The organism is Allorhizocola rhizosphaerae, assembly GCF_003426775.1.
Taxonomy (GTDB): Bacteria; Actinomycetota; Actinomycetes; order Mycobacteriales; family Micromonosporaceae; genus Allorhizocola; species Allorhizocola rhizosphaerae.
Genome location: NZ_QJUG01000011.1, coordinates 44591 through 62614, shown reverse-complemented (window position 1 = coordinate 62614; position 18024 = coordinate 44591). Strand labels below are relative to the sequence as shown.

The window sequence follows — 18024 nt, the reverse complement described above, 5'->3', positions numbered from 1 at the left end:
TTGATGGAGCCGATGCTGGCTGACTTCCGCACAGTGGTGGAGTCGCTGAGCTTCCACCAGCCGCGGATTCCGATGGTGTCCGGTGGGGAGGTGACCGATCCGGAGTATTGGGTGGAGCATGTGCGTCGGCCGGTGATGTTCGCCGATGCCGTGTCCACAATGGCCGGTCAGGGCGTGGACCTGTTCATCGAGGCCGGCCCAGACGGTGTGCTGTCGGCGTTGCTGCCCGACTGCCTCGGCGATGCCGCCCCGCCGGCCGTGCCGATGTTGCGCCGCGACCGGCCAGAGCCGCTGACCGCGGTGGCCGCGTTCGCGGAGGCCGCCGTGCGCGTGGACGACATCGACTGGTCGGCGTTTTTTCCGGTGCAGGTGCGCACCCGGCTGCCCACGTATGCCTTCCAGGGCCGGCGTTACTGGCCCGAGCGTGGGCTACCCGGTGCACCGCAACGCCCAGCTTCCGAGCCCGACGCTGCGCCCGCTACGGAATATGCCAGCGACGATCTGCGGGAGGTCGTTCGCCGTGCCGCGGCCGCCGTGCTGGGCTACCCTGCCGCGGAGGTTGGCGACACCACCGCGCTCACCGAGCTCGGGCTCACCTCGCTGACCGCCGTGGAGCTGCGCCAGCGGCTGCGTGCCGCGACCGGCGTACCCGTGCCTGCGGCGGCCCTGTTCGACCGTGCCAGCGTGCAGACGCTGACCGATGAGCTTCGCGGCGGGCCGCGGACCGACCACCCCGCCGGACGCGCGGTGGTGGAGGCGTTCCGGCAGGAGTGCCTCGCGGGACGGGTAGGCGAGGGCATGAAGCTGCTCGCCGATGTCGCGGCCGGCCGGGCGCGGACCGCGACTGCGGTCGCCGGTGAATTGGTGCCGCTGGCCAAGGGACCGGCCAGACCTATGCTGGTGTGCCTGCCGTCGTTCGTGGCTCCGGCCAGCCCGATGCAGTTCGGCCGGCTCGCCGCCAGCATGCGCGACGTGCGCTCGGTGTCGGCGTTGCCGCTGCCCGGCTACCTGCCCGGCGAGGAGCTGGCCGCCGACGTGCCGGCGCTGGTCACCGCCATGGCTGACCGGGTGCCCCACGGCGGCGAGGTGCTGCTGGTCGGGTATTCGTCCGGCGGCTGGCTGGCGCACGCCGTCGGCGCGGAGCTCATCGCGCGCGGCCTTCCGTGTGCCGGCGTGGTGCTCCTCGACACCGTGCCTCCTGCAGCGCCGGAGCTCACGGCGCTGCAGGACGTGCTGTTTCGCGACATGGCGGGCCGGGCGGAGGTCGTGGAGCTGGTGGACGACATCAAGCTCACCGCGATGGGCCACTACATGCGGCTGTTCGAGGGCTGGCGACCCGGCCCGTCGCCGGTGCCCACCCTGTTGCTGTGTGCCGAACGGGTCCTCGCCGGTCCCGCCGAGCGCACCCCATGGCCCGCGCCGCATGTCGCGGTCACGGCCAAGGGGGATCATCGCTCCCTCATCGAGGAGCACGCCGCGGCGGCGGCGCAGACCATCGAGCGTTGGCTCACCTCCTAGGGCCAGGCACTGTCGAGAAAGGACTCCTCCCGTGACCTATACACCGCAGACCGATGAAGCCGATCTGCTCAGCTGGAGCTTCGTGCAAGACCCTTACACGACATACGCGCGACTGCGTGAGCAGGGCCCGGTCACCCGTCAAGTGGTCAAAACGCTGGCCACCGAGCTGAATGCCTGGGTGGTGACCAGCCACGAGCACGGCCGTGCCCTGCTGTCCGATTCGCGCTTGTCCAAGGACTCCGTGGCCCTGCCCGGCGTGGTCAATCGTCACGCCGTCGACGGCTCCCGGTCGGCGACCGAACAGCCAAAGAGCATGCTGTTCAGCGATCCGCCGGACCACACCCGGCTGCGGCGCCTGCTGGGCAAGGCGTTCACGATGCGCCGCGTGGAGGAGATGCGCCCGTGGATCGTGCGGCAGGTCGAATCGCTGCTCGATGGCGTGCGGCCGGGGGAGGAGTTCGATCTCGTCGACCGGATCGCGCTGCCGCTGCCAATCTACGTCATCGGCAACCTGCTGGGCGTGCCCGAGGAGCGCTTCGCCGACTTCAAGTCGTGGAGCAGCGCACTGGCGAGCGTGAACATCACGGCGGAGGAGAAGCAGCAGGCGCTCGGCGCGGCGTTCCGGTACCTGGGTGAGCTGATCGCACAGAAGCGCGAAGAACCGGCCGACGACATGATCTCCGCGTTGATTCAGGCTCAGGACGAAGGGACCCGGCTGGAGCCGGCCGAGCTGATGTCGACGGTCTTCCTCGTGATGAACGCGGGATACGAGACCACCGCCAACATGATCAGCAGTGGCATGCTGGCCCTGCTGACCCATCCCGACCAGCAGGAGCTGTTGCGGGCCGATCTGTCGTTGCTGCCCAGTGCGATCGAGGAGTTCCTGCGTTTCGAGAGCCCGCTCAACCTGTCCACCATCCGCTTCAGCACCGAGGCGATCGAGGTCGGCGACGTCACGATCCCCGCCGGCGAAATCGTCTTCATCGCGCTGCTCGCCGCCAACCGCGATCCCGAGCAGTTCGCCGAGCCCGATCGGCTGCGCGTCGACCGGCGTGCCGGGCAGCACCTGTCCTTCGGGCACGGCATTCATCACTGCGTGGGCGCGCCACTGGCCCGGCTCGAGGGCGAGATCGTCTTCCGTGCGCTGCTTGAGCGCTTCGGGAAATGGCAACTCGCCGTGCCTGTCGAGCATCTGACATGGCGCTACACCGCGCAGTTCCGCGGCCTGGAGCGCCTCCAGGTCGTACTCAAGTGATCCGTGTATCGCCATCAGGGAGAACGGTTATGTCAAACAAGGATGTAGTCGCGGGCTTCTTCGCCGCGGGCGAGGCCGACGATGTGGAGGCCGCGGTCGCCCACTTCGCCGACGACGCGATGTGGATCGCCGCCGAGGGTCCGGACCCTGGCACCACCTACCGCAAGCCGGAGATACCGGCGCTGTTGACCAAGCTCATCGGCGTCCGCAAGGAGTACGAGGCGAAGGGTGTGAAGATTGCCTACGGCGAGCTCGTCGAGGCCGACGACAAGGTCTACCTTGAGATCGTCATCAGCCTCGACGGCAAGGTGATCGACCGCTCCATCGACGTATTTACCGTCAGCAACGGCAAGATCGCCGTCAAGGACGTCTACCGGAAGGCCTGAGGACCGTCGCATGAGCCTGGCACAAACGCACGAGGCGGATCGGTGGTTGCGCCGCTACCATCCCGCGGATGCCGCGCCGGTCCGCTTGGTGTGCTTCCCGCACGCGGGCGGCTCGGCCAGCTTCTACTTCCCGGTGTCGCAGGCGCTCAGCCCGGCGGTGGACGTCGTAGCCGTGCAATATCCGGGACGCCAGGACCGGCGTGCCGAACCCGCTCTCACCCGGATCCAAGATCTCGCCGATCGCGCGACCGAGGTGCTGGCGTCCTATGTGGACCGGCCGACGGTGTTCTTCGGGCACAGCATGGGCGCGGTGGTGGCGTTTGAGACGGCACTGCGGCTGGAGACGGCCGGGCGTCCGGTGCGCGCCCTGGTCGCCTCGGGACGGCGGGCACCGTCACGGGTGCGGCACGAGAACGTGCACCAGCGTTCCGACGACGGCATCCTCGCGGAGTTGCGGCTTCTCAGCGGCACGGAGGCAAACCTGCTCGGCGACCGGGACGTGGTATTGATGATCCTTCCGGCGCTGCGTGCCGACTATCAGGCGGTGGAGACCTATCGATGCGAGCCCGGGCGCCGGATCGCCGCGCCGATCCTGGCCCTGGTCGGCGATGCCGATCCGCGGGTGGACACCGAGGAGGTCGAGTCCTGGTCGGCACACACGGCGGGCGGGTTCCGGTTGCGCGTGCTGCCGGGTGGGCACTTCTACCTCACCCGTCAGCAGGCTCCGGTGCTCGACGAGCTGCGCGCCCTCACCGCGGCGGCGTCCCGCGTGAACGGCATGTCGTTGACGACGGTGTCCAATCCCGACACCGGTCCAGCGTGAACCGGCGAGCGTTCTGTCGTATAACTGCCGCGCGTACCTGAAGGTAACCAACTAAACTGAGCCCGGCAGTCAGTATCGACGTTCATGCACCACGGCGCCTTCTCGCGGGACATGTTGGAGTAACAAGTCGGCAGTATCCTTCGACGAGGTGTCCGTTCCGGGCAGGACGGGGCAGGGCACCGGTCACGGGGAGGATACAGATGAGCGCTGCCGTGCACTTGTCCAGCTACCAAGAGCTGGCGGCCGCACTGGTGCGGGCCCGCCAGGGTCGAGGCGGGGTCGCCCTGCTCAACGGCCACACGGCAAGCGGCAAAACGTACTTGCTCGATGAGGTCGCCCAGCAGGCCCGCGGCGCAGGCGATCTGGTGCTCACCGCGGTGTGTTCCAAATTCGACCGCACCGATCACCTGGCGCTGCTGGGTCAGTTGTCCGCATCGCTGGCGCAGCCGGTTGATCCGGCGGTGACCGGAGCCGACGACCTGGCCGACCGGTTCACCGCGCAGGCGGGAGCGAGCGCGGTGCTGGTGACGGTCGACGACCTGCGCCATGCCGACCCGGCCTCGCAGCGCTTCGTCAAGCAGCTCGCCGTCTGCGTCACCGGGCGTCCGATCCTGCTGGTCTGCGCCGACCGGGTGCGGCCGCTGGGTGGCGTGCACGGGCTATGGTCCGATCTGGTCGGCCGGCCGGACCTGCGACAGATCGACATCAAGCCCATGACGTCTCGCGAGATCATTCGGACCGCCTGGCACAGGTTCGGGCTCAATCTCGGCGAGTCGTTCGCCCGGCGCCTTGCCGCGCACACCAACGGCAGCATGCCTCTGGTGGGCGCGTTGCTGGCCGACCAGATCACGCGTTACGGGCAGCGCGTGCCCGACGGCGCCGCCCCGGCATACGGCCGCGCCTACCGGCAGGCCGTGCTCGACTGCCTACATGCCCTCGACCCGGAGGACCGCGACGTCGCCGAGGCGGTCGCCGTGATCGGTTCGCTCGGGGGCATCGACATGGTGACGCGCGTCGCCGGCGGGGTTCCGGCGGAGGAGGCGATCGCGGAGCTCACCGCGTGCGGACTGCTTGACAAGACCGGGTTTCGCAGCAGAGCCGCGCATGAGGCGGTGCTGCACAACATGTCGGGCAGCCGCCGCGCGGCGCTGAGCCGCCAGGTGGTCGAGTTGCTCGTCCCGGCCGGCGCCAGCGCCGACGACCTGGCTTCCTGGCTGACCACCGTGGAAAACCTTGACCCGATCGGCGATGTCGTGCCGCCGCAGCCGCAGCGGCGGGTGAGCGCGAGCCGTTTCGTGCCCGTCAGCGTGCTGGAGATGCTCGGCGACGGCTCCGACTGCCATCCCGACTTCGCCGGGGCGGGCAGCACCCGCCGGCACTGGCAGATCGCCTCCGAGCAGTCGGGCATCGTCGAGCCGCGTTCCCTGTGGCATGCGACGGAGACCGTTGCCGCGCTGGAGGAGCAGATCGCCGGCCTGCCTCCGGATGCGTGCTTCGCCGTTGCCGATCTGCGGACACGCCTGTTGTCCATCTGCTGCGAATACCCGACCCTGCTGCCGTCGGCGCTGGCGCGGGTGCAGACCGACAGCTCGCGGCTGAGCACATATTCGCCGCGCTTTGCCGCGGTGCACTCGCTCTGCCGGGTGTTGCGGGGGCACGATCGGCAAACGGCGCTCGTGGCCGCCTGGGATGCGCTGGCCGCGATGGAGCGGGCGCGGGACAATTCGCGCGCCGTGGTCAGCGCGCTGACCACGCTCCTGCACGAAAACCAGCTTGAGCCGGCCGAGTCGTGGTGCGAGCGCTTCGGCTCGATCGCCCGCGGGCAGGGCGACGTCCCCGCGGTGGCGGAGCTGCTGGCGTTCCAGGCACAGATCACCATGCGGCGTGGTGACATGTCCAGGGCGATCGAGCGGGCCGAGCGTGCGCTGGAGCTGATTACGCCGGAGCAGTGGGGCATTCGGCTCGGCATGCCACTGTCCACGCTTCTGTTGTGCACCACGGCCATCGGCGACCGCGAGGCGGGCGTGACCTATTTCCGGCACCGGCTGCCGGAGGCCATGTTCGACAGCCGCTACGGGCTGCACTACCTCTACGCGCGGGGGCACTTCTACCTTGCCGCAGGCGAGCACCTGTTCGCGCTCGCCGATTATCTGCGCTGTGGGCGCCTGATGACGCTGTGGCAAATCGACTCGCAGGAGCTGGACAGGTGGCGGCTCGGGGTGGCCGCTTCATACATGGCAATGAATAACTACGACAAGGCGGTCAGCACCATCGCCGAGGCGGTGCCGCGGATGCCCGACGATCCGCTCGGCGTCGAGCACACCCGCAAGCGCGAGTTTATCTTCGAGGCGCTGCTGGAGTCGTTGACTGACAAGCCCGCGTTGCTGCACACCATCGAGCACCTCTGCCGAAACGTGTTCGCCAGGACGGCAACCGAGCCGGCCGCCAGATACAAGATCGTCGACCGGTATGCAGATTGCCTTGACCAGCTCACGCTGGCCGAGCGTCAGGTTGCCCTGTTGGCTGCGAAGGGTTCGACAAACCGGGCCATCGCTCGCGAGCTGTCGATCACCGTGAGCACCGTGGAGCAACATCTGACTCGCGCATATCGCAAGCTGCGAGTGACGGGCCGCAACGAGTTGCGGGTCAAGCTCGGCTGACCCGCCGGGGCGATGGCTGTCCGTCCCGTGCTGGTCCACCGATCTCGATTGATCTATGCGGCGGGGCCGCGTACGGCGGTCAAGCCCTCGACCGGTCCGCGGTGGGCTGGCGGGACACCGCCCGCCCACCGCCGGTTATCAGTCCGCGACCGCGATGCGGGTGCGGTGGTGCTGCGGGTTTTCGATTTCGTCGACGATGGCGACCGCGAGGTCGGCATAGGACAGGTGGCTCGTGCCGTCCTCCTTGGCCAGCAGCTGGTCGCCGCCGGTGCGATAGGTCCCCGTGCGAGCGGCGAGGTCCAGCACCATGGGCGGGGTCAGCACGACCCAGTCGAGCTCCGTCTCGGCCGCGCGCAGCGTGTCCAATCCCGCCGTGTGGCCCTGGGCGAACTCGCGGTATGCCTCCGGGAAGTCGGGCGTGTCCAGCATCCGCAGCCCTGGTGCAACCTCCAGATTGGACACCATGCCGATGACGACGGCCCGGCCGACGCCCGCCTTGGGCAGGCCCTCCAGGAACGCCTTGGCCGCGCCGACAAAGAAGTCGGCCGGCGCGCTCTGCGGGTCGTATGCGGCGTTGACGGCGGCGTCGTGGCCGGTCGCCAGGCTCGCCACCGAGGAGGCGTCGCAGACGTCGCCCGCGACGACTGTGACACCGAGATCCTCATACTTGGACGGGTCGCGCACGACCGCCGTCACGTCGTGGCCGCGGTTGACCGCCTCACTGATCACGGCGCGGCCCGCCTTGCCGCCCGCACCAAACACGATAATCCTGCTCATATTTTTACAGACCTTCCTTTTACCATCAGCGGATCCGGTCTTGCCGCGAAAGTCTAGAACGGAAGGTACTTGTTACCGCAACGGTACCTAAGTACCGTCAGGATAGTGAGTATGCCTTTGGATCCCAACATGTTTGATCCGGCTTGCCCTTCCAGCGCCATGCCGATCCGGATAGGCGACAAGTGGGCCGGGCTGATTATCTGTTGTCTTGAGCACGGCCCGCGACGGTTCACGGAGATTCAGGTTCCGCTGCGCGGGATCACCCCGAAGGTGCTGTCGCAGACATTGCGTGGCCTCGAGCGAGACGGGATGATAACCCGCACGATCTACCCCGAGATCCCACCACGGGTGGAATACGAGCTGACCGACCTCGGCCGGACGCTGCTGGCCCCGATCGCCGCCTGCCGGGTCTGGGCCAAGGAACACCTGCCGACCGTGCTCGCCGCCCGGGAGGAGTGGGAAAAGGCCGCAGCCAACGCGGGCAAGGCGATCTGACACCGCAGGCAAGGCGGCGTGCAGACCGTCCTTTCTGGACGCTGGAAGCCTCCGGTAAACTTGGTCGCTCGGGTCTGGCCGTTTGCGCCGGACCTGACTGGCGCAACAGGCGACCGTGCGAGTGCGGCGGATGCTGCCCGGCGGAAGCCGGCTCGCCGCAACGACCGTCCCCCATCCGACTCAAGACAAGGCGACGATGCATCCCGCCACGCTTTACGCCATCAGCGATCTGCATGTGGGCTTTGCCGACAACCGTGCCCTCCTCGACGGGCTGCGGCCGGTTTCGCCGCGAGACTGGCTCATCGTCGCCGGCGATGTCGGTGAGATGTTCGCCGACATCATCGGCACGCTGGCCCTGCTGCGGGAGCGGTTTGCCCGGGTGATCTGGGCGCCGGGCAACCACGAGCTGTGGACGCCCGCCGACGATCCGGTGCGGTCCCGTGGCGAAGCCCGATATCTGGAGCTGGTGCGGCGGTGCCGCGAGCTCGATGTGCTGACGCCGGAGGACGACTATGCCGTGTGGCAGGGCACCGGCGGTCCGGTGACCATCGCGCCGCTGTTTTTGCTGTACGACTACTCGTTCCGGATGCCGGGCATGCTGACCAAGGCGATGGCACTGCGGCACGCCTACGACACCGGGGTGGTGTGCACCGACGAGACGCTGTTGCACCCGGACCCCTACCGCAGCCGGGAGGAGTGGTGCTGGGCTCGTGTCGCGTACACCCGGGAGCGGCTGGACGGTTGCGATCCAGCGCTGCCGACGGTCCTTGTCAACCACTATCCTTTGGTACGGCAGCCGACCGACGTGTTGCGTTATCCGCAGTTCGCGCAGTGGTGCGGCACCGAGCTGACCGCCGACTGGCACGTGCGCTACCGCGCCGCCGTGGCGATCTACGGGCACCTGCACATCCCGCGCCTCACGTGGTATGACGGTGTGCCGTTCCAAGAAGTTTCGCTGGGCTACCCGCGCGAGTGGAAGGCGAGGTCCGCCCCGCCGTCGCTGCTGCGCCCGGTGTTGCTGCAGGGGGTGGGCGCGTGATGGCGTCGCTGCTGCCGCCCACCGCCACGGTGGTGGAGGCGTTCGACGACACCGTGCCCGCGCCGCTGTTCGCGCAGGAGGAGGAGCAGGTGGCGCGGGCGGTGGACAAACGCCGCCGAGAGTTCGCCACCGGGCGCCGCTGTGCCCGTGAGGCGTTGGCGGCGCACGGGTTCGCGCCGGCGCCACTGCTGACCGGTGAGCGGGGGCAGCCGATGTGGCCCACCGGGATGGTGGGCAGCATCACGCACTGTTTGGGCTACCGTGCCGCCGTCGTGGCGCGCTCCTGCGATGTCGCGGCGGTCGGGATCGATGCCGAGCCGCATCAGCCGTTGCCCGACGGTGTGTTGGAAACGGTAGCCCTGCCTTCCGAGCTTGCCCGTCTGCGACGGCTGGCCGACACCGATCCGGGCATCTGCTGGGATCGGGTGTTGTTCAGCGCCAAGGAATCCGTCTACAAAGCGTGGTATCCGGTCGCCCGGCGCTGGCTCGATTTCGCCGAGGCCGACGTCGTCTTCGCACCGGCGCAGACGGGCTTCACCGCCACCGTGCTGATCGACGCTCCCAGGCACGGGGAGGGCGTGCTGTCCCGCTTCGACGGACGCTTCGCCGTCTCCGCCGGCCTCGTGTTGACCGCCGTGACCGTGCTGCCGCCGACGCCTGGTGCCAACCCCAATCCGTGACGGCGCCGCGGTCTCGCATGTCGCGCGAACCGATCGCCGTGGGCAAGCTGCGGCGGGACTGTGTCAGGGCAACTGCGCCTCGGCCGTGATGAGCTGCGACGGCTGGTGCTGCGGGTCAACGGTCTCGGTGGGCGGGCGCTGGTAGACCTCCATGAGGGCTGCCTTGTCGAGCCGCCCGGTGGGCTGGTCGAGCACGATCTGCCCGGCGCGAAGGCCGATGATGCGGTGCGCCCAGTCCAATGCCATGTCGACCTGGTGCAGGCTGCAGATGACAGTGAGGTTTTCTTCGGCGCAGATTCGTTTGAGGATCGTCATGACCTGCACCGAGGATTCCGGGTCCAGCGAGGCGACGGGCTCGTCGGCAAGCAGCAGCTTCGGTTGCTGCATAAGAGCTCTGGCGATGGCGACGCGTTGCTGTTCGCCGCCGGAGAGGGTGTCGGCGCGCTGGAACGCCTTGTGCCCCAGCCCCACCCGATCGAGGTGATCCAGTGCCTCGTGCCGCAGCGCTTTGGGATAGGTGCCGATTCCCAACCTGGGCATCCGTAGGCGGCCCAGCGCACCCGAGAGCACATTCTCCATGCAGCTTATCCGCCCGACGAGGTGGAACTGCTGGAAGATGAACCCGATCTGGCCGCGCAGGTGCCGCAGCGTCCTGCCCTTGGCCTGGGTGACCCCGGTGCCCAGGACCGTGATGTTGCCGCACGACGGCGCGTGCAACCCGTTGAGCAGCCGCAGCAATGTGGACTTGCCGGATCCGGAAAGGCCGATGATTGCCAGGAACTCTCCTGTGCTGAGGCTGAAGCTGACGTCGTCGACCGCGTGATGGTCGCCGAACGACTTTGACACGCCTTCGACGCAGACGGCGAGCTCGGTGGGCTGGTTGGGCGTGGTCACAGGATCCTCTTTCTGATCGTGTCAGCGGCGCGCTCCACGCAGAAGACGGTGGTGAAGATGACGATCAGGACCGCGGTGGTCGTCTGGAATTGCAGGGTGTGCACGGACTGATAGGTGATGAAGCCGATTCCGCCCGCACCGACGACGCCGACGATGGTGGAGGAGCGGATGGTGCTGTCGAGCGTGAACAGCACCGTGGAGACAAAGGAGGGAGCGACCTGCGGTATGACGGCGGCCGCGTTTTGCTGCGGCCGGGTGGCTCCGACGGCCCGCAAGGCGGTGGCCGGGCCGGAGTCGAGGTGCTCGATCGCGTCCGCCATGAGCTTCGCGGTCATGCCGATCGTAGCCAGGCCCAGGGCGATGGCGCCGGCGAACGGACCCAACCCGAACGCGGACACGAAGATCAGCGCCAGGAGCAACGGCGGCAGGCCGCGGCACAGCACGATGAGCATACGTGCGGCGTGGTACAGCGCCGGATGCGGCGCGATGGTGCGGGCGGCGAACGCCGCGATGGGCACGCTGAGCAATGTGGCCATGGCGGTCGCGGTGATGGCGATGCTCAGGGTTTCGGTCATCGCCGCGGGCAGCAGATCGGCCACCGACGCAAAATCCGGTGGCCAGAAGTCGGCGAGGCCGACGAACAGCGCGGGAACGGCGGCCGCGAGGGTAAGCGGGCTGATCTCCAGGCCGGCGAAGCTCGCGATGATGACCGCGCCCGCGACGATGATGGCGATCTGACGCAGCACACGGGTCCTGGTCCAGGGTGCGCTCAGCCGCCGTTGGCCCCGGCTGGTGGGCCCGCCGGCGGATGGGCTGTCGTGATGGGTCGTCAGGCGGCTGCGCACGACGGCCGAGAGCCGTTCCACGGTGATGACCAGCGCGATGATGATCAGGGCGATACCGAGCCCCTTTTGGTACTGCAGGGTCCGCAGGGTGGTGTAGAGCTCGAACCCGATGCCGCCCGCACCGACGAATCCCAGCACCGCCGAGGCGGTGACGTTCATGTCGAGCCGGTAAAGCGACACCGACACCAGCGACGGCGAGACCTGGGGCAGGACACCGGTGGTGATGATCTGCAGGCGGCGGGCGCCCACCGCCTTGAGCGCCTGGCTGGTGCCGGGGTCGGTTTCCTCAATGGCGTCGGCGAACAGCTTGCCGACCATGCCGGTGGAGTAGACGGCGATGGCCAGCACCCCGGGCAGGATGCCCACGCCCAGCACGCGCACGAAGATCAGCGCGTAGATCAGGTCGGGGATGGAACGGGCGCCGAGGATGACCGCGCGGGCAACCGCGCGCGCCGCGGGGTGAGGCGAGGTGTTGGCCGCGGCCAGAAACGCCAACGGGACCGAGGCGACCACGGCCAGCGCGGTGCCCGCCACGGCCATCATAAGCGTGTCCAGCAGCGGCTTCGCCAGCTGTGCGAGGTTGGGCGCCTCGATCGGGGTCATGCGCTCCAGCAGGTTGCCCATGTCCTGCCAGCCGTCGATGAGCCGGTCCGGCTCCACACCCACCTGCAGCGCCGCAACGACAACGAGGCCGAGGGAGCCGGCCGCGGCGATCCACGCGATCACGCGGCGCGGTGTCCACGGTGGGCTCAGCCGCCGTCCGCCGCCGGCGGGAGCCGAGCCGGGCGGCGAGGCGGGAAGGGTTGCGCTGCTAGTGGGTGCGGGCAACGCCGCCATCCTTTCTGTTACCGGTCTGCGGGTCTCACTTGCCGATAGGTCCGCAGGCGTCGATGCGGGTGGCCTTGCACGCATCCCAGACCACTTGGTAATAGGTGGCCTCTACGGGGATGTAGCCGAAGTCGCCACTGGCGGAGATCAGGCACTTGTCGCCCTTGCAGTAGCCATTCTGCTCCAGCCACTCGGCGTTGATCTTGTTTATCGCGGTCTTCAGTTTGTCGCGCAGGTCTTGCGGCAGTTGGGTTCTGACGGCCAGAGGCGAGCCCGGCGCCTGGACCTGCCACACGACCTTGAGGTCGTCCTTTTTGACGTCGCCCTGGCGGATGGCGTTTTCGAGCTGGGCTTGCGACGCCATCCCGAGGTCGCAGTCGCCCTTGACGATGGTGCGGGGGATGGTCGACCCGGCCGGCACGGTCAGGCGCTTGAAATCCTTGTCCGGCTGCATGTTTACCTTGGAGAACTCGAACAGCGGGATCAGCGTGGTGGTGGAGGCCGGGTCGGGCAGGCAGACGGTCTTGCCCTTGATGTCTTGCAGTCCCGCGATGGTGGACGACGACTTGACCAAGCCGTAGATGGTGTAGCCGGCCTTGTCGCCCTTGAGATGGATGCGCACTCCCGACGGTTCCAGTTTGGCGCCGTTTTGCACGCCCAGGGCGTAGGAGAACGCGCCAAGTTGGGCGATGTCCACCTTGTCGGAGATCATTCCTTCGATGACGGCGGCGTAGTCGGCTGCCAGGAACGTTTCGATTTTGATGCCGACCTCTTTGGACAGTGCCGCGACGAACGGCCCGAAGTCGTCGTTGAAGGTGCGGGCTTCGCCGGAGGGTGTCGCCGCGAAGACAATCTTTTCAGGCCATTTGGTATCCGATGAGGGTGCGCCGGGCTCGTCGGAGCCGCACGCCGCGGTAGCCCATGCGGCGAGCGTGACGGTGAGCAGGATGGAAAGGCGAGCTGGTAAACGCATCGAGATGGGTGCTCCGTTTCGCGTAATGTGCGAGGGTCGGTCGGGGCCGGCTGCGGCGGCACCGGCCTCCGCGGCTAGTTGGCCAGCGGTCCGCAGGCGGTGACTTTGGTGGCTTTGCAGGCGTCCCAGATGATCTGGTAGTAGGAATGCTCGACCGGCAGGTAGCCGAAATCGCGGTTGGACGAGATCAGGCACTTGTCACCGGTGCAGACGCCTTTTGCGGCAAGGTAGTCGGCGTTGATTTTGACCGCGGCAGTCTTGATCTTCTCGCGCAGATCCTGCGGCAGGGCGGTGCGGGTCGCGATGGGCGAGCCGGGCGCCTGCATGGTCCAGAACACCTTCAGGTCGCCCGCGCCGATGTCACCGGCCTTGGTGGCCGACTCCATCTGCACGTCGGCGGCGAGCCCCACCTCACAGTCGCCCTTCTTCACGGTGCGCGGGATCGCGGTGCCGGCCGGGACGGTCAGTCGCTTGAAGTCCTTGTCCGGCACCATGTTGGCCTTGGCGAACTCGAACAGCGGGAGCAACGTGGTGGTGGAGGCCGGGTCGGGAAAACACACGGTCTTGCCGCGGAACCCCTCCAACGAGCTGACTGGCGATGCCGCCGGCGCGATGCCCTGAATCACGTAACCGGGCTTGTCGCCCTTGCGGTGATGCAGCACGCCGGACGGCTCGACGTTGGCACCGTTTTGGACGGCCAGGGCGTAGGAGAACGCGCCGAGCTGTGCGATGTCGACCTTGTCGGCGATCAGTGCTTCGATGACCCCGGCGTAGTCGGCCGCCAGGAACGTCTCAATCTTGATCCCGAGCTCCTCGGACAATGCATTGATGAACAGGCCGTAGTGCGCCTCGAACGTCTTGGCCTCGCCACTGGGCACAGCGGCGAAGACCAGCTTGTCCGGCCAGCCCGTGCCGCTCGACGCAGGGCCGGAATCGCCTTTGCCGCAAGCGGTCACGCTTGCGGCGGCGAGAAGGGCGGCAGCCATCGCCGCCCGGACCTTAAGCCGGCTCCGGGAAGTCACGACTCCTGCTCCTATATGGACCGTTGTTTGCGGATTGATGAGGTAATACGCCAGCTCGGCGACGCTGCTATCCGAAGACGTCGGCCGCCGGGGCGAGCACCGGCTCGCTGGTGAATCGGACGGCCTCGGTTTCGGTGGGCACCCGCTGGGTCACCACGGGATAGCCGTCGACCACGGTCAGCGGCAGCGGGCACGATTCCTTGAGCAGCCACAGCGCAACCACCACGTCCGGGAACTCCTCGGGGTGATCGTTGCTGAGCATTCTGGTGCGCATCGGGGTGCCGGGAAGGCCCGCGAACACGGCCTCGGCATCGCGTTGCTCCTCGGCGCTTTTCACGTAGACCACGATGCCCTTCATGTCGTCGGGCAGGGCCGACCGGCGGCTCTCCTCCCAGGGCAGCGCGGTGTTGGCAAGCGGGTGCGCCGGGTCGATCGGCCGGTGGTCGCAGCCCAGGTATTCCTCGTTGACGATCAGCTGACCGAAGGCGAACTCGACCGGGCGATGCCAATCGTCGCCACCCGCCGCGAAAACCCAGTGTTTCTCGGCGACCTGGGTGTGCGCGCCGTAGACGGGCCGACCGGGCCCACCCTGCTTGACCGTGCGCCAGCCCCTGCCCTCCACCATCGACGGTATGGCGTCGAACCGGTTTCGGGTCACGGTGTCTTCGCGGCGCATGTCGATGCCGAAGTGGTCCACGAACGGGCGCGGCAGGGTGACCGCCCCGCGGATGAGATCGTCCTGCGCCACCGGGAACGACGAGAAGATGATGTTGATCCCACCGAGCAGGCGGTATTTGACATAGCCCGGCGCCTTCCACCGCTCCAACTGGCCCCGAGCACCGAGCTCCGAGTGTGGGAGGTCGGCCAGGTCTTCCACCTTGACGTGCACGTGAAGCGATTCCGCTGCGGCCACGGCCGGGGCCAGTTCATATTCGGAGCCGATGAGCGTCAGGACCTGGTCCGGCTCGCGGCGGCCCAGCAGCTGCCTGCCGGTCAGGTATTCCAGCTGTGATTCTACTTGCGCGACATCGAAGACCATAATCTTCAGCCCCTCCTGGGAAAGTCGCGGCGCCCGCCCACCCACGAATACGGTCATTATCAACAATTTTTGATGTTATTGATTTTGGTTGAGGCTAGTGGTCGCCGGGCGAGGCGGGCAAGCCCGGCGAGCCAATCCAACCGAACAATGTGGTGTCGGATGCCCGTCACCATTGCCGGGCAACCTCTACGAAAGTGTCCTGATAGGACGAGCCGCCCGCTTCGGTCAGCTCGTCACCGGTGAGCAGATTCAGGCACGGCCCGCAGCCGGGCCCGTCACCGTTGCTCCAGGCGCCGAAGACGGCTGAGGCAACGCCCGGCGGGACGGTGCACGTGAGGCGTGCCTGAAAGGTGAGGCTGCCGTGCTGGTTGTGCACGGAAACCGGGTCGCCTTGTCCGATGGAGCGTGGTGCGGCGTCATCGGGATGCAGGTCGATCCAGGGTCCACCGCGCCGCTGCGCCCGGCCGGTGTCGGCGTAGGTGGAGTTGATCGAATGCAGACCCTTGACGCTGAGCAGCCGCAACGGAAACCGGTTGTCGGATGGGCCGGTGGGCGTCGTGGTGGCGGCGGCAGCCGCACCGGCGCTGAGCCGGGCACGCCCATCGGGTGTGGGAAAGCCGTTGGCGAAGGGGATCCATGGTTGCGGCAGCCGCAGTCGCTGCCAGCCTTGCGCCCGCAGGCTTTCGACCGTGATGCCGGCGAGGTATGGGTGGTCGGAGTCCAGGGCGGTCGCCAGCAGCTGCTCGTCGGTGTCGGCGAAACACGGCTCGGTGAAGCCCATGCGTGCGGCCAGCTGACGGAACAGCTCGGTGACACCGATGCAGCCCGGCGGTGGCGCGACCGCGGGAAGATTGAGGGTCAGATCGATGTGCCCCCACGACTTCATGATGTCGAGGTGTTCCACCTGGGTGGTTGCGGGCAGAACGATGTCCGCGTAGCGGGCGGTATCGGTGAGCACGTGCTCGTGCACCACCGTGTAAAGGTCGTCGCGCTGCAGACCCTGGCGCACGAGCGGTTGGCGGGGCACGATCACCGCGGGGTTGGAACCGTGCACGAACAAGGCCTTCACCGGCGGGTCCAGGTCGGGGTCGACCAGCGCCTGACCCAACCGCACCATGTTGATCTGCCGGCGCGGGCCCGGGGCCAGGTGGGGCATCTTCAGCCCGTCCATGTTGAAGGCGTTCATGAAATGCGGTGAGGTGTGGTATGCGATCCCGCCGCCGTGATGGCGCCAGGCGCCGGTCAGCGACGGCAGGCAGGCGATCGCGGAATACGCCGCGGCGCCGTGTGCCTGATGCTCCATGCCCACCAGCAGCCGGATCAGCGAGGGCGTGACCGTCCCATACTCCAGGGCCAGCGTTTCGATGTCCTGCTCGCGGAGCCCGGTGATCTGCGCGGTGCGGCAGACGGTGAACTCCTGCACGGCCTCGGCCAGTTCGGCGTAGCCGGTGGTGTGTTGCGAAATCCACTCCGCGTCGGTGAGGCCCTTGGCGATCAAGACATGGGCGATGCACAGGGCCAGCGCGGCGTCGGTGCCCGGCCGGGGGGCCAGGTGCCAGTCGGCCGCGTTCGCGGTGCGGGTGGCCACGGGGTCGATGACGACGATCTTCGCGCCCCGGGCGCGGGCCTTGAGCATCACCGGCCACAGGTGCTGGGTGGTGACCACCGGGTTGGCGCCCCACACCACGACATAGCGGGAATGGATCGCGTCTTCGGGCAGCACGCCCACGCTGGTCCCGTTGACCGCATTGATTCCCTTGCCACCGGTCGGCCCGCAGATCGTCTTGCCCAACTCGGTGGCGCCCAACCGGGCAAAGAAGCGCTCGCTCATCGACTTTGACTGCAGCAGCCCTTGTGTGCCCTCGTAACTGAACGGAACGATCGCCTCCGGGCCGTATTGCGCCGCCACCGCGCCCAACCGGTCGGCGACCTCGTCCAGAGCCTCGGCCAACCCGATCGGGGTGAACTGCCCGGACCCTTTGGGGCCACAGCGTTTGAGCGCCGTGGTCAGCCGATGGCGGCTGTACACCCGATCGTCCAAATAGCCTGCCACCTTGCCGCACAGCCGCCCGGCGGTCAGTGGATGATTCGCATTGCCCTGCAAGGCGATCGCCTTGCCTGTTTCTTCCTCCACCGTGACCACCCAACTGCACCGATCCGGACAGTCGTGCGGGCACGCACCAATAACCTTACGCAGCAAGGTTTCCCCCATTGATCGTCCGCTCATCCCCAGGCGGAACCGCGACCGCAGCGGGGCATTACGCACCCCGGGCCGGGAACAAAATTCGGCGAGGTGTCTACTCCGGCAGCAGACTCGGCGCCGGACCGTAGGTCTTGCCATTGGTCAGGCGCACCAGCTCGTCGAAGGTCGGCAGCCGGTGCGAGACCACCGGATGTCCATCCACGACGGTCAGCGGCAGCGGCCAGGAGCCCATGTGCGCGGCCACCTTTGCCACCACCTCGGGCAGGCCTGCGTCGGAATCGGTCAGTTGGCGGGTGCGCATCCGGCAGCAGTCCGGCGGGTTGTCCAGCCGGTCGAAAGTGGACAGAGCCTGCGTGCTCTCCGCGGTGTCGTTGACATAAACGATGAGTCCCTTGGACTCGTCGGCCGGCGCCTCGCACGCCTGCGACGCATCGGTCGACACTGCGGACACGGCCGCATCGGCCGGAGCGCAATCGGATGGCTTGCATCCGGCGGACACATCGGTGACTTGCAGTGAAAACTGTGGCGTGCTCATGCGGGCTCCCCCGGTCAGGCCAGAATCAGGCGGGAAACGACAAAGTTGCATC

At 67.8% G+C, this 18024-nt stretch carries 16 protein-coding genes; 8 read left to right on the top strand and 8 right to left on the bottom strand.

Annotation, left to right across the window (positions count from 1 at the left end; all coding sequences use genetic code 11):
- The 5 genes from DM816_RS45125 to DM816_RS03805 all read left to right on the top strand — a co-directional run.
- Positions 1 to 1518, top strand: a 1518-nt coding sequence (locus DM816_RS45125; RefSeq protein WP_281274289.1) for a thioesterase domain-containing protein, incomplete at its 5' end; no start/stop codon positions are given.
- Positions 1519 to 1549: 31 nt separating this feature from the next.
- On the top strand, positions 1550 to 2773 hold the full coding sequence (locus tag DM816_RS03820; RefSeq protein ID WP_211588535.1) for a cytochrome P450 family protein: 1224 nt from the start codon (positions 1550 to 1552) through the stop codon (positions 2771 to 2773).
- Between the two features lie 29 nt (positions 2774 to 2802).
- Positions 2803 to 3159 (top strand): nuclear transport factor 2 family protein, encoded by a 357-nt coding sequence (locus DM816_RS03815; protein WP_162907077.1) that lies wholly within the window; start codon positions 2803 to 2805, stop codon positions 3157 to 3159.
- A 10-nt stretch (positions 3160 to 3169) separates the two neighbouring features.
- On the top strand, positions 3170 to 3982 hold the full coding sequence (locus DM816_RS03810; protein WP_117208644.1) for a thioesterase II family protein: 813 nt from the start codon (positions 3170 to 3172) through the stop codon (positions 3980 to 3982).
- Positions 3983 to 4182: 200 nt separating this feature from the next.
- Positions 4183 to 6642: a LuxR C-terminal-related transcriptional regulator gene (locus DM816_RS03805; protein WP_117208643.1), complete on the top strand. Its 2460-nt coding sequence runs from the start codon at positions 4183 to 4185 to the stop codon at positions 6640 to 6642.
- A gap of 138 nt (positions 6643 to 6780) precedes the next feature.
- On the opposite strand, the gene DM816_RS03800 is transcribed toward DM816_RS03805, so the two are convergent.
- Entirely contained in the window at positions 6781 to 7419 is a 639-nt protein-coding gene (locus DM816_RS03800) for an NAD(P)-dependent oxidoreductase (protein ID WP_170318771.1), read from the bottom strand.
- A 111-nt stretch (positions 7420 to 7530) separates the two neighbouring features.
- Here DM816_RS03800 and DM816_RS03795 point away from each other — a divergent pair, with 111 nt between their 5' ends.
- From DM816_RS03795 to DM816_RS03785, 3 genes are all read left to right on the top strand, one after another.
- Positions 7531 to 7914, top strand: a complete 384-nt coding sequence (locus DM816_RS03795) for a winged helix-turn-helix transcriptional regulator (protein WP_246001516.1) — start codon at positions 7531 to 7533, stop codon at positions 7912 to 7914.
- A 196-nt stretch (positions 7915 to 8110) separates the two neighbouring features.
- Entirely contained in the window at positions 8111 to 8953 is an 843-nt protein-coding gene (locus DM816_RS03790) for a metallophosphoesterase family protein (RefSeq protein WP_117208641.1), read from the top strand.
- Positions 8953 to 9633, top strand: a complete 681-nt coding sequence (locus DM816_RS03785) for a 4'-phosphopantetheinyl transferase superfamily protein (protein WP_170318773.1) — start codon at positions 8953 to 8955, stop codon at positions 9631 to 9633. The genes DM816_RS03790 and DM816_RS03785 overlap by 1 nt, the downstream gene beginning before the upstream one ends.
- Before the next feature lie 63 nt (positions 9634 to 9696).
- Here the strand turns inward: DM816_RS03785 and phnC are convergent, their stop codons facing one another.
- From phnC to DM816_RS03750, 7 genes are all read right to left on the bottom strand, one after another.
- Positions 9697 to 10527 (bottom strand): phosphonate ABC transporter ATP-binding protein, encoded by an 831-nt coding sequence (gene phnC / locus DM816_RS03780; protein WP_211588534.1) that lies wholly within the window; start codon positions 10525 to 10527, stop codon positions 9697 to 9699.
- Positions 10524 to 12200, bottom strand: coding sequence for a phosphonate ABC transporter, permease protein PhnE (phnE, locus tag DM816_RS03775; protein WP_162907076.1), 1677 nt, complete (start codon positions 12198 to 12200; stop codon positions 10524 to 10526). The genes phnC and phnE overlap by 4 nt, the downstream gene beginning before the upstream one ends.
- 34 nt (positions 12201 to 12234) lie before the next feature.
- Positions 12235 to 13173 (bottom strand): phosphate/phosphite/phosphonate ABC transporter substrate-binding protein, encoded by a 939-nt coding sequence (phnD, locus tag DM816_RS03770; RefSeq protein ID WP_117208638.1) that lies wholly within the window; start codon positions 13171 to 13173, stop codon positions 12235 to 12237.
- A 74-nt stretch (positions 13174 to 13247) separates the two neighbouring features.
- Positions 13248 to 14159 (bottom strand): phosphate/phosphite/phosphonate ABC transporter substrate-binding protein, encoded by a 912-nt coding sequence (gene phnD, locus DM816_RS03765; protein ID WP_117208637.1) that lies wholly within the window; start codon positions 14157 to 14159, stop codon positions 13248 to 13250.
- Positions 14160 to 14262: 103 nt separating this feature from the next.
- Positions 14263 to 15291: a hypothetical protein gene (locus tag DM816_RS03760; protein WP_117208636.1), complete on the bottom strand. Its 1029-nt coding sequence runs from the start codon at positions 15289 to 15291 to the stop codon at positions 14263 to 14265.
- 109 nt (positions 15292 to 15400) lie between these two features.
- Positions 15401 to 17446, bottom strand: coding sequence for a molybdopterin-containing oxidoreductase family protein (locus DM816_RS03755; protein WP_281274288.1), 2046 nt, complete (start codon positions 17444 to 17446; stop codon positions 15401 to 15403).
- 85 nt (positions 17447 to 17531) lie between these two features.
- Positions 17532 to 17972 carry a hypothetical protein gene (locus tag DM816_RS03750; protein WP_117208634.1) on the bottom strand — a complete coding sequence of 147 codons (441 nt, stop codon included), beginning with the start codon at positions 17970 to 17972 and terminating at the stop codon, positions 17532 to 17534.
- Positions 17973 to 18024: the final 52 nt, after the last annotated feature.

What these genes read in the sequence shown, in the direction of transcription:
- DM816_RS03750 (WP_117208634.1), bottom strand. Translation starts at nt 17,972, where the DNA reads ATGAGCACGCCACAGTTTTCACTGCAAGTCACCGATGTGTCCGCCGGA.
- DM816_RS03810 (WP_117208644.1), top strand. Translation starts at nt 3,170, where the DNA reads ATGAGCCTGGCACAAACGCACGAGGCGGATCGGTGGTTGCGCCGCTAC.
- DM816_RS03805 (WP_117208643.1), top strand. Translation starts at nt 4,183, where the DNA reads ATGAGCGCTGCCGTGCACTTGTCCAGCTACCAAGAGCTGGCGGCCGCA.
- phnD (WP_117208637.1), bottom strand. Translation starts at nt 14,159, where the DNA reads ATGGCTGCCGCCCTTCTCGCCGCCGCAAGCGTGACCGCTTGCGGCAAA.
- DM816_RS03785 (WP_170318773.1), top strand. Translation starts at nt 8,953, where the DNA reads ATGGCGTCGCTGCTGCCGCCCACCGCCACGGTGGTGGAGGCGTTCGAC.
- phnD (WP_117208638.1), bottom strand. Translation starts at nt 13,173, where the DNA reads ATGCGTTTACCAGCTCGCCTTTCCATCCTGCTCACCGTCACGCTCGCC.
- DM816_RS03815 (WP_162907077.1), top strand. Translation starts at nt 2,803, where the DNA reads ATGTCAAACAAGGATGTAGTCGCGGGCTTCTTCGCCGCGGGCGAGGCC.
- DM816_RS03800 (WP_170318771.1), bottom strand. Translation starts at nt 7,419, where the DNA reads ATGAGCAGGATTATCGTGTTTGGTGCGGGCGGCAAGGCGGGCCGCGCC.
- DM816_RS03790 (WP_117208641.1), top strand. Translation starts at nt 8,111, where the DNA reads ATGCATCCCGCCACGCTTTACGCCATCAGCGATCTGCATGTGGGCTTT.
- DM816_RS03795 (WP_246001516.1), top strand. Translation starts at nt 7,531, where the DNA reads ATGCCTTTGGATCCCAACATGTTTGATCCGGCTTGCCCTTCCAGCGCC.
- DM816_RS03755 (WP_281274288.1), bottom strand. Translation starts at nt 17,446, where the DNA reads ATGGGGGAAACCTTGCTGCGTAAGGTTATTGGTGCGTGCCCGCACGAC.
- DM816_RS03760 (WP_117208636.1), bottom strand. Translation starts at nt 15,291, where the DNA reads ATGACCGTATTCGTGGGTGGGCGGGCGCCGCGACTTTCCCAGGAGGGG.